Origin of the sequence: Bradyrhizobium ottawaense, assembly GCF_002278135.3 — a bacterium.
GTDB classification, from domain to species: domain Bacteria; phylum Pseudomonadota; class Alphaproteobacteria; order Rhizobiales; family Xanthobacteraceae; genus Bradyrhizobium; species Bradyrhizobium ottawaense.
Window position 1 is genome coordinate 8508626 of the sequence record NZ_CP029425.2, and the last position, 15514, is coordinate 8524139.

Sequence of the window (15514 nt, forward strand, 5' to 3'; positions counted from 1 at the left end):
GAAACAGCCGTACTCAAATAACAATTCCCGCGAGTCCCTGCACTCGGATGCAGCTCGGACGAGTTCGCGCCGATGACAGCGGAGCGGGTATGCAGGATCATTCCTACGGTAAAAGCTCGAACAAAGTTCTAATAGAAGTGTCGGAAACCAGCAGGACCGGGAACGATCCGGCGGGCGTCGAGAGAAGCCATCCGCGGCCCTGCGACTTGAAATGACGTTTCTCATTCAATGGCTTGGGAAGATGCTGCGCTGCCAATCGGCATGAGACGCAGTCTCCGACACGTTCTTTCGCGACGCGATGTCGCGCGTGTCCGTAGTCTCACGGCCCTTGCCGCGCGTTGTGCATCGCGCGTCGGCCGATTCCCCACAGCGTCAGATTCCAGGCGACGCAGGTGCCAAGCGCGAGACACAGACCGACGGCCGAGCCGAACGACACCACTGCAACGTGCAGGACGGCGATTGCGGTGCCGAATCCGAGCAGGCCCCAGGCGGAGTTGGCGAGCACGGCGGCGGTTGGCGCGCCGCCGATGCGCGGATGCAGGATCACCATGATGCTGGAGAACACCACGGGATACAGCGCGATGATGCCGCTGATGCGGGGGCCCACCCAGCCCGAGGTCGAGACCACGATGGCGACCAGGGTCGCGACCAGTGCAGCCCGCATCGGCACGTCGTACCAGCGCCGCGTGACCAGCGGCATCTTCACATGGCGATAGCCCGCCAGCAGCGGAATGCAGATGCCGAAGGCGATCAGATTGGCGGCGAGCCCGGCGGTGAGCGACCAGTCGAACTGGCGGATGATCGAGGCAAGCACGATCCAGACGGCAACCGCACTTCCACAACTCGCCGCAAGACCATGCCGCTGCGCCAGCACGACATAAATGAGGCACATGAAGATCGTCGCAGCATTGATCGGAAGGCTCGCCAGCGAGCCCTGCGCGATGAAGGCGGCATCGTGGTCGAGCGCGAGGAAGACGTAGGAGGGACCGGCCGAGATCGGCAGGGTCGCGACCAGCGCACCGATCACCGGACCCGCGCGCTCGGTGATGATCGAGGCCGTCACGACGAACGCCGCCGCGATCGCCATGCGCAGGAGAAGAAAGAGGAGGAAGTGGAGATCGGGGGACATTCTGTCTGTCATTCCGGGGCGCGCGAAGCGCGAGCCCGGAATCCATAGCCACAGGCCGTACTGGTTTGAGAGCTGGAGCAACGACCGTGCGAAATCACGACGGCCTGGGGTTATGGGTTCCCGCCTCCGCGGGAACGACACCATCCGTGGAGTAGCGGCTTTCGCCCCTCACATCCGCTGCATCGACACCGAAACCTTCGGGCCGTTCTTGATGGTCTGGTAGACCACGCAATAGCGCTCGGTCAGCTTGAGCAGGAGATCTAGCTTGTCCTGCGGCGCCGATGTGTCGACCTCGAAGCGCAGACGGATCTCGGCGAAGCCGACCGGGGTCTCCTTGTCGACGCCGAGCGTGCCGCGGAAATCGAGATCGCCCTCGGCATAGACGTTGCCGGTCTTGAGCGGCACCTCGATCGCAGTCGCGACCGACTTCAACGTGACCCCGGCACAGGCGACGAGCGCCTCAAGCAACATGTCCCCGGAGCAGAGCTCGAGGCCGGAACCGCCGGTCGCCGGATGCAGGCCCGCAAGCGCGATGGCGCGGCCGGTCTCGACCTTGCAGGCGATGCCTTCGCTGTCGGTGGAGCCCTTGGCCTTCAGCGTGATCAGCGCGGTCTTGGGATCGGTCTTGTAGCGCTCCTTGATCGGAGCCTGCATCTGGCGCAGCTCTGCAGCGTCCATTTTCGTTCTCTCCCGGAAAATTGCCCCTCGATGTACCGGTTCAGAGCGAAATTGTCACCACCACATGGCCTGACCGGGACCCTGGGTTGCGTCACGGTCGGGCACATTGCGGTCGAGCGAACGGTCGAGTGACGTCAGCACACTTCGCTTGAAATTCTCGAACAGCGGCGAATTGCGGTCGCGTGGGCGGCCGAGATTGATCTCGATCTGGTCGAACAACCGGCCCGGCCGCGGCCGCATCACCAGCACGCGGTCGGCCAGCACCACGGCCTCGTCGACGTCGTGTGTGACGAGGATGAGCGTCGGCCGCGTGTCCGCCCAGAGGTCGAGCAGATGATCCTGGAGATCCCTGCGGGTGAAGGCATCGAGCGCGGAGAACGGCTCGTCCAGCAACAGCACCTCCGGCTGCGGCACCAGCGCCCGTGCGATCGCAACCCGCTGCGCCTGTCCGCCGGAGAGCTCGCGCGGCCAGGCCTGCGCCTTTTCCGCCAGCCCGACGCGTTCGAGCGCACGCGCGACCTTCTCGCGCCGCTGCGCCGCGGACAAATCGGCAAGGCCGAAGCCGATATTGTCGGCGACGCTGAGCCAGGGCAGCAGCCGCGGCTCCTGGAAGATGATGCCGATCTTGGCATGCGGCGAGACGATCGCCTCATTGTCGAGCGTCACCGTGCCAGCGCTGGCGCGATCGAGGCCGGCGATGGCGCGCAGCAGCGTGGACTTGCCACATCCGGAGCCGCCGATGATGGCGATGATCTCGCCCAGCCTGATGTCGGCGGAGAAGCGCGAAAGCGCCTGTACGCCGTTGGGATAGGTCTTGCTGACCCGGTCGAGCGCCAGCATTGCCTCAAGCTCCCTTCGCGCGCCCGAAGGCATCCTGCCAGCGCAGGAAAGGTGCGGCCGCAACCTCGATCAGCCAATCGGTGAGCTTTCCCAGGATGGCGAAGATCACGATGGCGGCGAGGATCTGCGCGGGCTTGCCGAGCTGCTGGCCGTCGAGCAGGAGATAGCCGAGCCCTTCGGAGGCACCGATCAGCTCGGCCGCGACCACGAACATCCAGCCGAGGCCGAGACCGACGCGCAGGGAAACCACATAGGCCGGCAGCACCGCCGGCAGCAGGATGCGGCGGATCATGGCGAAGCCCGAGAGGCGAAAGGTCCGGCCGACCTCCACGATCTTGCGATCCACCGAGAGGATCGCGCCCATCACGCCGAGATAGACTGGAAAGAACACCCCGACCGCGATCAGCGCGACCTTCGAGGTCTCGAAGATACCGAGCCAGAGGATGAACAGCGGCACCCAGGCGAGCGACGGAATCGCGCGCAGCGCCTGCACGGTCGGATCGAGCAGCCGGCGCGCCAGCGACCAGTAGCCGGAGACGGCCCCCAGCAACGTGCCTGCGATCACACCGAAGGCGAAGCCGAGCCCGACGCGCCACAGCGTTGCGGTGATGTGGCGGACCAGCTCGCCGGAGCGGGCGAGCTCGGCGAGGGTGGCAAAAACGCGCGAAGGCGGCGGCACCAGCCGTCCGTTCGACCAGCCGAGCCACACCACGAGCTCCCAGCCGAGCGCAAGCGCGACCGGCAGCAGCAGCCCCAGCACCGGCCGTGCATAACGCGCGGCGCGCGAGGGCGCAGCAGCGCTCTCGGCCGGTTCCGAAGTCTGTTGCAAGGCTGGCGCGTCGGAGATCATGGCCGGTAGGAAGCGCGTCTTGTGTGGGATTGCAAGGGCGCGCGGCAATCTCGATTGTCGCCCCGGACAAGCGAAGCGCAGATCCGGGGTCCATAACCACAGGAAGGCATGGTTACGGGGACTCGGAGTGGCCGCCTGCGCGCGGCAGCCACGCCCCGTGGTTATGGGTCCCGGGCTCGCTTCGCGCCCCGGGACGACGGCGGGGTGTGGTGCGCGCTTGCCTCTTCCCTGCCGATCAGTTCGTCGGCAGCGAGACCTGGTCGTCGATCAGGGCGTCGAGCGTCGCCTTCACGTCGACCTTTGCATCGACGACGCCCGCCTGCTGCAAAGCGAGGCCGGCGGCGAGGATCGACTCGCGCTGGGCTGCGCCGATGCGGCTGTGGGTGAGCTCGGTGCGCTCCTTGAGCTGCTTGTCGACGACGGCCTCGGGGAGTTTTGTGACCGCGATGAAGGTCTTCTTCAGCTCGTCGTAATTGGCCAGCGAATATTTGCGCGCCTCCTCATACACCGCGAGGACGCGGCGGGCAGCGTCGGGATGGTCCTTCAAAAACTGCTCGCGCACATTGAGGATGCCCCAAGTGTTGGCGTCGGCCTTGCGGTAGAACAGCTTTGCGCCCTCCTCGACCTCGGCCTGCGCCATCATCGGATCGAGGCCGGCCCAGGCATCGACGTCGCCGCGGATCAGTGCGGTCTTGCCGTCGGCATGCTGGAGCAGCACCGGGGTGATGTCCTTTTCGGTGAGGCCCGCCCCTAACAGCGCGCGCACCAGGAAGATGTGCGGATCGGTGCCGCGCGTCACCGCGACGCGCTTGCCCTTGAGGTCTGCGACGCCGGCAATCTTGGAATCCTTTGATGTCACCAGCGCCGTCCACTCAGGGCGCGAATAGACATAGATCGACTTGATCGGGTTGCCGTTGATGCGGGCGACCAGCGCCGCCGAACCCGCGGTCGAGCCGAAATCGATCGAGCCGGCATTGAGGAATTCGAGCGCCTTGTTGGAGCCGGCCGACTGCACCCAGGTGACGGTGATGCCGTCCTTGGCGAACTCCTTCTCCAGGAGCCCCTTCTGCTTCAGAACCATCGACACCGGATTGTAAGTCGCCCAGTCGATGCGGATTTCCTTGAGCGGATCGGCCGCCTTGGCCGCGGGGGTCATTGCGAGCGCAACAGCTCCCGCCAGCAGAATGCGTCGTGTAATTCCGGTCATACCCAGCCTCCTCCAAAACTTCATTGTTTTTCAATGAGTTATATCTAGAGGTCAACGAGAAAATCCGCCCCTTGAAAGCGCGCCGGCCGAGAACAGATTTGCCCAAAGCCGGAGCTTTCCAGCATGGAACGACTATTGCCAGAGAATGGCGGGTGACAGCGCCTGTCACCTCTTATATCCGGTGAGACATGGACAGCGTCGCGACTGAGCACAAGGCCGAGGTGGACGATCGTTTCGACACTGCGCGGATCACCGCCGCGGTCGATGCGCTTGCCGAAAAGCACCAGGGGCGCGAGGACGCGTTCCGCACGGCCATGGCGCAATTGCTCAAGGCCGAGCTGATCGCGGCACGCGCCGCGGCACAGGAGATCCTCCTGAAGGACCGCCACGGGAGGCGCTGCGCCGAGCGGCTTTGTCACGTGCAGGACGAGATCATCCGCATCCTGTATTCGGCGGCGACCCGCCATCTCTACCGCTCGCCGATCCCGAGCGGCGCCGAGCGCATGGCGGTGGTCGCGACCGGCGGCTACGGCCGCGGCCTGATGGCGCCCGAATCCGACATCGATCTGTTGTTCATCCTGCCCTACAAGCAGACCGCCTGGGGCGAGCAGGTCGCCGAAGCCATTCTCTATTGCCTCTGGGACATGGGGCTGAAGGTCGGCCACGCCACGCGATCGGTGGACGAGTCGATCCGGCAGGCGCGCGGCGACATGACCATCCGCACCGCGATCCTGGAAACGCGCTTCCTCACCGGCGACAAGCCGCTCTATGAGGAGCTGGTCGAGCGCTTCGACAAGGAAGTCGTGCAGGGCACCGCGTCCGAATTCGTCACCGCCAAGCTCGCCGAGCGCGAGGAGCGCCATCGCCGCGGCGGTCAGTCGCGCTACCTGGTCGAGCCCAACGTCAAGGACGGCAAGGGCGCACTTCGCGACCTGCACACGCTGTTCTGGATCGCCAAATACGTCTACCGCGTCCGCGACACCGGCGAGCTGGTCGAGCGCGGCGTGTTCGATGCGCAGGAATACCGCAGCTTCCGCCGCTGCGCCGATTTCCTCTGGTCGGTGCGTTGCAATCTGCACTTCTACTCCGGCCGCGCCGAGGAGCGTCTCTCCTTCGACCTCCAGCGCGAGATCGCGGTGCGGCTCGGCTACACCTCGCATCCCGGCATGCAGGATGTCGAGCGCTTCATGAAGCACTACTTCCTGGTCGCCAAGGAAGTCGGCAACCTCACCGCCATCCTCTGCGCCAAGCTCGAGGACCAGCAGGCCAAGCCCGCGCCGGTCTTGAGCCGGATGATGGCGCGGCTGCGGCCGACCGCGGCGAAGCGGCGCGTCCCCGACAGCGACGACTTCATCGTCGACAACAACCGTATCAACGTCGCCGCGCCCGACGTGTTCAAGCACGATCCGGTCAATTTGATCCGGATTTTCCGTCTCGCGCAGAAGAACAACCTCGCCTTCCATCCGGATGCGATGCGCGACGTGACGCGGTCGCTCGGCCTGATCAACGCGCAGATGCGCGAGAATCCCGAGGCCAACCGGCTGTTCATGGAGATCCTGACCTCCGACAACGCCGAGATCGTGCTGCGGCGGATGAACGAGACCGGCGTGCTCGGCCAGTTCATCCGCGCCTTCGGCAAGATCGTCTCGATGATGCAGTTCAACATGTATCATCACTACACCGTCGACGAGCACCTGATCCGCTGCATCGGCTTCCTCCAGGACATCGAGCGCGGTGGCATCGAGGAGTTCACCCTCGCCAGCGACCTGATGCGCAAATCCCGGCCCGAGCACCGGTCGGTGATCTACATCGCAACACTGCTGCACGACGTCGCCAAGGGCCGGCCGGAGGACCACTCGATCGCCGGCGCCAAGGTAGCGCGGCGGCTGTGTCCGCGGTTAGGGTTCAGCCCGGCCGACACCGAACTCATCGCCTGGCTGATCGAGGAGCATCTGACGATGTCCACGGTCGCGCAGTCGCGCGACCTCTCCGACCGCAAGACCATCGAGAATTTCGCCGCCGTGGTGCAATCGGTCGAGCAGATGAAGCTGCTGACGATCCTGACCACCGCCGACATCCGCGGCGTCGGTCCCGGCGTGTGGAACGGCTGGAAGGCGCAGCTCTTGCGTTCACTGTATTACGAGACCGAGCCGGTGCTGACCGGCGGCTTCTCGGAAGTCGACCGAGGCAAGCGCCTCACCGCCGCCTACGCCGAATTCCGAAATGCCTTCGCCGAATGGCCGGCGGAGGAACTCGATGCCTATATCGGCCGGCACTATCCGGCCTACTGGCTCAAGGTCGAGCTGGCGCGCAAAATTCGCCACGCCCGCTTCGTCCGCTCCAGCGAACAGGCCGGCCACAAGCTCGCGATCAATGTCGGCTTCGACGAGGTGCGCGGCGTCACCGAGCTGACGATCTTCGCGGCCGACCATCCCTGGCTGCTGTCGATCATCGCCGGCGCCTGCGCTTCGGCCGGCGCCAACATTGTCGACGCCCAGATCTACACCACGACCGACGGCCGCGCGCTCGATACCATCTCGATCTCGCGGGAATACGACCGCGACGAGGACGAGGGACGGCGCGCCACCCGCATCGGCGAGATGATCGAGGATGTGCTGGAAGGCAAGCTGCGGCTGCCCGAAGTGGTGGCGCGGCGCACGGTGCGCAGCAAGGCGCGCCCCTTCGTGATCGAGCCGGAAGTCACCATCAACAACCAATGGTCCGACCGCTACACCGTGATCGAGGTGTCCGGCCTCGACCGGCCCGGCCTGCTCTACGAGCTGACCACCGCGATCTCGAAGCTCAACCTCAACATCGCCTCAGCCCATGTCGCGACCTTCGGCGAGCGCGCCCGCGACGTGTTCTACGTCACCGACCTCCTGGGCGCGCAGATCAGCGCGCCGACCCGGCAGGCCGCGATCAAGAGCGCGCTGACCCATGTGATGGCCGGCGACAAGGCGGTCCAGCCGGCGGCGTGAAGAGCGTTCGCGCACCTCCGTTCTCTTGTCATTCCGGGGCGCCGCGCAGCGGCGAGCCCGGAATCCATCGAGCCACCGGTGACGCGGAGAAATGGATTCCGGGCTCGCGCTTCGCGCGCCCCGGAATGACAGGTGACTAAACCTCCACCCCTTCATGCCGCAGCAGCCAGCGCTTGCGCGCGAGCCCGCCGCCATATTTCACCAGCGAACCATCCGCGCCGATCAAGCGGTGGCAGGGCAGCACCACACTGATCGGATTGGAGCCGTTGGCATGACCGACGGCACGAATGGCTTTTGGCAAATCAATCTTTGCGGCGAGTGCGCCGTAGCTCATCGTGGTGCCGGCGGGGATGTGAGCCAGCGCGTTCCAGACCTTCTGCTGGAACGGCGTGCCGGCGATACGCCATGCGATGGCCGAGAGCTGACTGAGATCGCCTTCGAAGTAACCGGACAGCGCCGTCCGCATGGATGCAGGCGCAGGCCGATCACTGAGATCGACTGCACCGTAGTGCAAGCGTAAGAGCTCGCGCATGCGATGCTCATAGTCTTCCCAGTCCAGTGCGCGTAGCGCACCCTCGGCATCGGTGACGAGCAAGGCAATCCCGATCGGCGTCGTCAGGCGATCGAGGCCGAAGCTTGCAGACGGTTTGGTTGATCGCCCGGGCATGGTGGCACCATTGCATCGAAACATGCATCGCGTTTGACATGCCGGCCGTGCTATCGTCCACCCGAAAGCTGACGCTGGGGGAGCTCAACTTGATCCTGATCGCCAATGTCCTGGTGGCGCTGGTCGCCACACTGCACGTCTTCTTCCTGATCCTGGAGATGTTCCTCTGGGACAAGCCGCAGGGCTTGAAGGTGTTTCGCAACACGCCGGAGAAGGCCGAGATCACGAAGGTGCTGGCCGCCAATCAGGGCCTCTATAACGGCTTCCTCGCCGCCGGCCTGATCTGGGGTCTCGTCCACGGCAACTCGGCCTTCGCATTCCAGATCAAGGCGTTCTTCCTGCTTTGCGTGATCGTGGCCGGCGCCTATGGCGCTGCGACCGTCAGCACCCGCATCCTGATGGTGCAGGCCCTTCCGGCGGCGGTCGCGCTGGTTGCGTTGTTCCTGGCCTGAGACGCCTGACCCGGGACTCCCTGGCCTGAGACGCTACGGCGCAGCGCTGCGATCCTTGCGCGGCGGCGAAGCTTCCTCCACAATCTTCGGCAGCGATGGCGACCGTTGCAATCAACGGGAAAAGACCATCGGCCGAAAATTCCGTCAGGAGGAACAACCAATATGACCAATCGCAGAGCTTTCTTAGCTGCCACGACAGCGCTCGCCTTCACGTTCTCCGCGAACCAGGCCTTCGTAAGCCAAGCCTTCGCCCAGAAGAAGTACGACACGGGGGCGACCGACACCGAGATCAAGATCGGCCAGACCGTGCCGTTCTCCGGCGCCTACTCGGTCTACGCCAATATCGGCAAGACCCAGGCCGCCTACTTCAAGATGATCAACGATCAGGGCGGCATCAACGGCCGCAAGATCAATCTGATCCAGTATGACGACGCCTATTCGCCGCCGAAGACGGTGGAGCAGGTGCGCAAGCTCGTCGAGGGCGACGAGGTGCTGTTCACCTTCCAGCTCATCGGCACCGCGGCCAACGCCGCCGTGCAAAAATATCTCAACGGCAAGAAGGTGCCGCAGTTGCTGGCCTCGACCGGCGCGGCCCGCTTCAACGATCCCCAGAACTATCCCTGGACCATCGCCTACAATCCCAACTACGTGTCCGAGGGACGCATCTACGCCAAATACATTCTCAAGGAGCATCCGAACGCCAAGATCGGCGTGCTCTACCAGAACGACGACATGGGCCGCGACTATCTTGCGGGCCTCAAGAGCGGCCTCGGCGACAGGGCCGCCAGCATGATCGTCGGCGAGGTCTCCTACGAGGTCACCGACCCGACCGTCGATTCCCAGGTGGTCAAGCTGAAGTCGATGGGCGTCGACGTGTTCTTCGATGCCTCGACGCCGAAATTCGCGGCACAGGCGATCAAGAAGCTCGCCGACCTCGGCTGGACGCCGGTGCACATCCTCGACATCAATGCGAGCCCGATCTCGGCGACGCTGAAGCCGGCTGGCCTCGACATCTCCAAGGGCATCATCTCGACCCAGTACGGCAAGGAGCCCAGCGATCCCCAGTGGAAGGACGATCCCGGCGTGAAGGCCTTCTTCGCCTTCATGGACAAGTATTTCCCGGAAGGCGACAAGCTCAACACCGTCAACACCTACGCCTATTCGGTGGCGGAGCTGCTGGTGCAGGTCCTGAAGCAATGCGGCGACGATCTGACGCGTGAGAACATCATGAAGCAGGTCGCCAACATCAAGGACTTCACGCCGAGCTTCGCGCTGCCCGGCATCAAGATCAACACCGGACCGAACGACTTCCGCGTCAACAAGCAGATGCAGATGATGAAGTTCAACGGCGAACGCTGGGAACTGTTCGGACCGATCATCGAGGACACGGGACCGTCGGGCTAGTCCCGATCTCGTAGGGTGGGTTACGCCCAGCGGACTGCGCTTCGCGCAGTCCGCAAGGCTATCCCACCCTACGAACGCCCACCTTGCGTCGCAACAATCGTTCCTCCACACTTGCCCTCAGCGATGGCATCGGACGCGTCCTGCGGCCGGCAGATCATCGGCAAAAACAAACTGAGGGAATTGCGAATGAGGAATGGAAAGCTGCATCTGGCCACGGCGCTTGCTCTGGCGCTGTCGATTTCAGCGGCCAATGCCCAGAAGAAATATGATCCGGGCGCCAGCGACACCGAGATCAAGGTCGGACAGACCATGCCGTTCTCGGGGCCGGCGTCGGCCTATTCGTCGATCGGCAAGACGCAGGCCGCCTATTTCAAGATGATCAACGACCAGGGCGGCGTGAACGGCCGCAAGATCAATTTGATCCAGTATGACGACGCCTATTCGCCGCCGAAAGCCGTGGAGCAGATCCGCAAGCTGGTCGAGAGCGACGAGGTGTTGCTGACCTTCCAGATCATCGGCACGCCCGTGAACGCGGCCGTGCAGAAATATCTCAACGCCAAGAAGGTGCCGCAGCTGTTCGCGGCGACCGGGGCCTCGAGGTTCACTGATCCCAAGAACTTTCCGTGGACCATGGGCTTCAATCCCAATTACTTCGTCGAGGGCCGCATCTACGGCCAGTACATTCTGAAGGAGCATCCGAACGCCAAGGTAGGCGTGCTCTATCAGAACGACGACCTCGGCAAGGACTATCTGAACGGCATCAAGGCCGGCCTCGGTGACAAGGCCGCCAAGATGATCGTGACGGAAGCCTCCTACGAGGTGTCCGATCCCACCGTCGATTCGCAGGTCCTCAAGATCAAGGATGCCGGCGCCGACCTGTTCTTCAGTGCGACGACGCCGAAGCAGGCCGCGCAGGCCATCAAGAAGATCGCCGAAATGGGCTGGCATCCGGTCCAGATCGTCGACATCAACGCCACCTCGGTCGGCGCGGTGCTGAAACCCGCAGGCCTTGACGCCGCCAAGGGCCTGATCAGCGTCAACTACGGCAAGGAACCGCTCGATCCGACCTGGAAGGATGACCCCGGCATGAAGAAGTATTTCGACTTCATGGCGAAGTACTATCCGGATGGCGACAAGGATTCGAACTTCAACACCTACGGCTACAGCACCGCGCAGCTGCTGGTGCACGTGCTGCAGCAGTGCGGCGACAACCTGACGCGCGAGAACGTCATGAAGCAGGCGGCGTCACTGAAGGACGTCGCCAGCGACACTGCGCTGCCTGGCATCAAGGCCAACACGTCGCCTACCGACTACCGCGTCAACAAGCAGCTTCAGATGATGAAGTTCAACGGCGAGCGCTGGGAGTTGTTCGGCCCGATCCTGGAGGACGCGGGCCCGGCGGGTTAACCAGAAGACGCACGTCGTAGGGTGGGCAAAGACGCGCAAGCGTCGTGCCCACCATCTCTCCACGATCGCGACGAAGGTGGTGGGCACACACCGGGATGCGCATTCGCGCACCCCGGCGCTTTGCCCACCCTACTAACTACTCCGGTATCTCTCCAAAATTCTTCCCGATCCGCAGCACGGCGTGCCGGATCAGCCGCGAGTCCTCGACCGCGGCCTGGCGGTGCTTCACAGCCTCGCGGTAGACGGGATCGCGGATCATCTCGACGAAGGCTCCGACATCAGGATATTCGGCGATGAAGCAATGGTCCCAGCGCTCCTCCTGCGGACCGATCAGCATCAGCTCGAACTTGCCCTGCCAGATGATGCGGCCGCCGAGGCGTTCGAACACCGGGCCGCTCTCGCGGCCATAGGCCGCGTAGGCTTCGGCGCCGCTCGCCTTGCGGCCGTCCGGGTAGGCCGCCTCCTTGCGCAGGCGCACCAGGTTGAGCATGTGGATCGGACCCGGGCGGTCATTGTCCCGGAATTGCGCGAAGATCTCCTTGGTCGGATCGATATGGCCCATTTGGGTTTCCTCTGCGTGTTTCCTCGTGTTTTATGCCGGCGATCCTAGCTCCGTCATCCAATCAGCGGAACTGCGGCGGAGGAATGCCGCACCTCCTAATCGGGCGTTAAGGTCTGGGTAACCGGGCCTTAAACAGCGACCGCTAGCGTGCGGCGGGGCGGGCTGACCGGGCGTTTTTGCGTATGGCGTGGGGAAAGAAAAAGGGTGGGCGGAAGGAGCCGCTGTTCGGCTTGCCCGCGGCGCTCGCCGATCTGCGCCTGACCGCGGCGGATCGCATTCCCGGCGGCGACGACAAGCCGAAGAAATCGACGAAATCATCCGCCAAGCGCAAGGGCGAGGATTCCGGCGACGAGCCGCCGCGCGAGCGGAAAGCGCCAGCCAGCCGCAGCGGCGCCAAGCGGCGCACCAAGTCACGTATTGGCGCCAGCATCGGCCGCCTGGTCTATTGGGGCGCGGTGCTCGGCCTGTGGGGCGCGATCGCTCTGATCGGCGTCGTGATCTATGTCGGCGCCCATCTGCCGCCGATCCAGTCGCTGGAGATTCCCAAGCGGCCGCCAACGATCCAGATCGTCGGCATCGACGGCAGCATGCTGGCGCAACGCGGCGAGATGGCCGGCGCCAATGTCTCGCTGAAGGATTTGCCGCCGTATTTGCCGAAGGCTTTCATCGCCATCGAGGACCGCCGCTTCTACTCGCATTTCGGCATCGACCCGATCGGCATCCTGCGCGCCCTCGTCACCAACGTCATGCATCGCGGCGTCTCGCAGGGCGGCTCGACGCTGACGCAGCAGCTCGCCAAGAACCTGTTCCTGACCCAGGAACGCACCATGCAGCGCAAGCTGCAGGAGGTGGAGCTCGCGATCTGGCTCGAGCGCAAGCACTCCAAGAACGAGATCCTGGAGCTCTATCTCAACCGCGTCTATTTCGGCTCGGGCGCGTATGGCGTCGAGGCCGCCGCGCAGAAATATTTCGGCAAGTCGGCGAAGAACGTCACGGTCGCCGAGGCCGCAATGCTGGCCGGGCTCGTCAAATCGCCCTCGCGCCTCGCGCCGAACCGCAACCCCGAAGGCGCTGAGGCGCGCGCGCAAATCGTGCTTGCGGCGATGGCGGACGCAAAGTTCATCACGGATGCGCAGGCGCAGGCCTCGATCGGCCATCCCTCCTACAATGTGAAACCGGTCGGCGCCGGCACGGTCAATTACGTTGCCGACTGGATCGGCGAGGTGCTGGACGATCTGGTCGGCCAGATCGACGAGAGCATCAAAGTCGAGACCACGATCGATCCGAAGCTGCAGAGCGTGGCGGAAGCCGCCATCATCGACGAGCTCGCGGCCAAGAGCGTGAAGTTCAATGTCAGCCAGGGCGCGCTGGTGGCGATGACACCTGATGGCGCGGTGCGCGCCATGGTGGGCGGGCGGAACTATTCCGAGAGCCAGTACAACCGCGCTGTGACCGCCAGACGCCAGCCGGGCTCCTCGTTCAAGCCGTTCGTGTACCTGACCGCGCTCGAGCAGGGCCTGACGCCTGATACGATGCGACAGGACGCGCCGATCGAGGTCAAGGGCTGGCGACCCGAGAACTACACCCATGAATATTTCGGCGCGGTGACGCTGACGCAGGCGCTGGCGATGTCGCTCAATACCGTCGCCATCCGTCTCGGCCTCGAGGTCGGACCGAAGAACGTGGTGCGCACCGCGCACCGGCTCGGCATCTCCTCCAAGCTCGAGCCCAACGCCTCTATCGCGCTCGGCACCTCCGAAGTCTCGGTGGTCGAGCTGGTCGGCGCCTATGCGCCCTTCGCCAATGGCGGTCTCGCGGTGGCACCGCATGTCGTCACGCGGATCAAGACGCTGGGCGGCAAGCTGCTCTACATGCGCCAGCCTGAGGAGCGCAATCAGGTCATCGACCCCCGCTATGTCGGGATGATGAACGCGATGATGCGCGAGACGCTGATATCAGGCACCGCCAAGAAGGCCGAGATCCCCGGCTGGCCCGCGGCCGGCAAGACCGGCACCAGCCAGGATTACCGCGACGCCTGGTTCATCGGCTACACCGCGAGCCTCGTCACGGGTGTCTGGCTCGGCAATGACGACAACTCGCCGACCAAGAAGGCGACCGGCGGCGGCCTGCCGGTGGAAGTGTGGTCGCGCTTCATGAAGGCGGCGCACGAAGGCGTGCCGGTCGCGGCATTGCCAAGCACACAAGGTGGCTGGGGCCTGTCGAACCTCGCGCAGGCGGCCTCGCAGGTGTCGCCGCCGACAGCGGCAGCGCCCGGGCCGGCAACCGCAAGCAATGGCGGCTATCGTCCACCGCCGACGCGCGCCAATGCGCGGCCGGAAGCGGCGGCGGGGCTCGACGGCTGGCTGATGGACCGGCTGTTCGGCGGAAACCGATAGGCTCGGGCTGAGGTCTCCATGACCTCAAAACAAAAACTGCGAAAACAACCCCATGCACAGTAGCCGAAGATAACGAAATCAACGGCTTGCAGAGGCAGCCCAGACGCCTGAAGCACGTGCCTGGAAATCAGCGACATCGCTTCGGCAAGTCCTGCCCAGCGCGGCAAAATTCGCCGCGCCCCGGAACTCGCCTAAAGCAAAAACTCCAATCCCTTCAAGCTCCCGTCAGCGGCCCGGGATTTGCTCTCATAAGTTGAACGAGTGTCTGGGAGCGTTCCATGATTTCAAATCTATCCAGCGCGGCGCTGCCGCATCTGCGGCCCGCTTCAGCATCCACTTCAAATGCGAGGTCTGGTCTTCAGGCGGTGGCACCGGATGCGACCGACGCGGCAACCAGCGGCTTCCGGATCGACCTCTCGCAGGTCAAGCCGCTGTCAGGCGCCAAGGTCATATCGGCCGCGGATGATCCCGTCCTGCATGACCTCATGGCAACGCATTGGCTGATCGCGCACGAGACCAATGCACCTCAGTCGGTCGTCGCGGACAATGCGCCGGAGAATACCTACGCGCAGGTGAAAGTGGACGGCAAGGTGGTGGCCACGCTGTACAACGGCGGATCCTCGGCCATGACCAACCTGGCGGGCGCGAAGATCGGCAAGCTGGAAGATCCTCCCGGCTTGAGCGGACCAGACCTGGCGCAGTGGCGCGCCGACAATTACGCCAGGCTGCTTGGCGGCACCGTCGAAAAGGCGCCCACCGCGATCACGCAATCGCAATGGACACCGCGTGAAAGCAGTTCCTCGACCTACAGCCGCGAGCAACTCGACGCTGCGTTCCAGGCGATGCTGGCCGAGGGCCAGAAGGCCAGCGCGCAGCGGCAATCGTCCTATCTGGCGTCATGCGCGCAAGCGGGGACGAGTGCGGATTTCAGTGCGTGAGCGGAG

Annotated in this window: 13 protein-coding genes; 6 read left to right on the plus strand and 7 right to left on the minus strand. The window is 64.3% G+C overall.

Features of this window, described 5'->3' with window-relative positions:
• Positions 1–319: 319 nt before the first annotated feature.
• The 5 genes from CIT37_RS39730 to CIT37_RS39750 all read right to left on the minus strand — a co-directional run bounded on the left by CIT37_RS39730 (position 320) and on the right by CIT37_RS39750 (position 4704).
• A complete protein-coding gene (locus CIT37_RS39730) occupies positions 320–1129 on the minus strand; it encodes a hypothetical protein (RefSeq protein ID WP_028139617.1) in 810 nt (269 codons plus the stop codon).
• Positions 1130–1297: 168 nt separating this feature from the next.
• A complete protein-coding gene (locus CIT37_RS39735; protein WP_028139616.1) occupies positions 1298–1807 on the minus strand; it encodes an OsmC family protein in 510 nt (169 codons plus the stop codon).
• Positions 1808–1861: 54 nt separating this feature from the next.
• Complete coding sequence (locus CIT37_RS39740; RefSeq protein ID WP_028139615.1) at positions 1862–2647, minus strand: ABC transporter ATP-binding protein; 786 nt, start codon at positions 2645–2647, stop codon at positions 1862–1864.
• Between the two features lie 4 nt (positions 2648–2651).
• Positions 2652–3497 (minus strand): ABC transporter permease, encoded by an 846-nt coding sequence (locus CIT37_RS39745; RefSeq protein WP_028139614.1) that lies wholly within the window; start codon positions 3495–3497, stop codon positions 2652–2654.
• 235 nt (positions 3498–3732) lie between these two features.
• Positions 3733–4704 carry an aliphatic sulfonate ABC transporter substrate-binding protein gene (locus tag CIT37_RS39750; protein ID WP_028139613.1) on the minus strand — a complete coding sequence of 324 codons (972 nt, stop codon included), beginning with the start codon at positions 4702–4704 and terminating at the stop codon, positions 3733–3735.
• A gap of 188 nt (positions 4705–4892) precedes the next feature.
• Here CIT37_RS39750 and CIT37_RS39755 point away from each other — a divergent pair, with 188 nt between their 5' ends.
• On the plus strand, positions 4893–7682 hold the full coding sequence (locus CIT37_RS39755; RefSeq protein WP_028139612.1) for a [protein-PII] uridylyltransferase: 2790 nt from the start codon (positions 4893–4895) through the stop codon (positions 7680–7682).
• Between the two features lie 136 nt (positions 7683–7818).
• Here the strand turns inward: CIT37_RS39755 and CIT37_RS39760 are convergent, their stop codons facing one another.
• Entirely contained in the window at positions 7819–8349 is a 531-nt protein-coding gene (locus CIT37_RS39760) for a methylated-DNA--[protein]-cysteine S-methyltransferase (protein ID WP_028139611.1), read from the minus strand.
• A 38-nt stretch (positions 8350–8387) separates the two neighbouring features.
• Between CIT37_RS39760 and CIT37_RS39765 the strand changes: the two genes are divergently transcribed.
• From CIT37_RS39765 to CIT37_RS39775, 3 genes are all read left to right on the plus strand, one after another.
• Positions 8388–8801, plus strand: coding sequence for a DUF1304 domain-containing protein (locus CIT37_RS39765; RefSeq protein ID WP_049801932.1), 414 nt, complete (start codon positions 8388–8390; stop codon positions 8799–8801).
• Between the two features lie 162 nt (positions 8802–8963).
• The gene (locus CIT37_RS39770; RefSeq protein WP_028139609.1) at positions 8964–10205 is read left to right on the plus strand and encodes an ABC transporter substrate-binding protein; all 1242 of its coding nucleotides are present in this window, start codon (positions 8964–8966) and stop codon (positions 10203–10205) included.
• A gap of 186 nt (positions 10206–10391) precedes the next feature.
• Positions 10392–11612, plus strand: a complete 1221-nt coding sequence (locus CIT37_RS39775) for an ABC transporter substrate-binding protein (protein ID WP_028139608.1) — start codon at positions 10392–10394, stop codon at positions 11610–11612.
• Between the two features lie 136 nt (positions 11613–11748).
• Here the strand turns inward: CIT37_RS39775 and CIT37_RS39780 are convergent, their stop codons facing one another.
• A complete protein-coding gene (locus tag CIT37_RS39780; RefSeq protein WP_028139607.1) occupies positions 11749–12174 on the minus strand; it encodes a DUF1330 domain-containing protein in 426 nt (141 codons plus the stop codon).
• A gap of 182 nt (positions 12175–12356) precedes the next feature.
• Here CIT37_RS39780 and CIT37_RS39785 point away from each other — a divergent pair, with 182 nt between their 5' ends.
• On the plus strand, positions 12357–14570 hold the full coding sequence (locus CIT37_RS39785; RefSeq protein ID WP_095424934.1) for a transglycosylase domain-containing protein: 2214 nt from the start codon (positions 12357–12359) through the stop codon (positions 14568–14570).
• 278 nt (positions 14571–14848) lie between these two features.
• Positions 14849–15508, plus strand: a complete 660-nt coding sequence (locus CIT37_RS39790) for a hypothetical protein (RefSeq protein ID WP_038970674.1) — start codon at positions 14849–14851, stop codon at positions 15506–15508.
• Positions 15509–15514 lie beyond the last annotated feature (6 nt).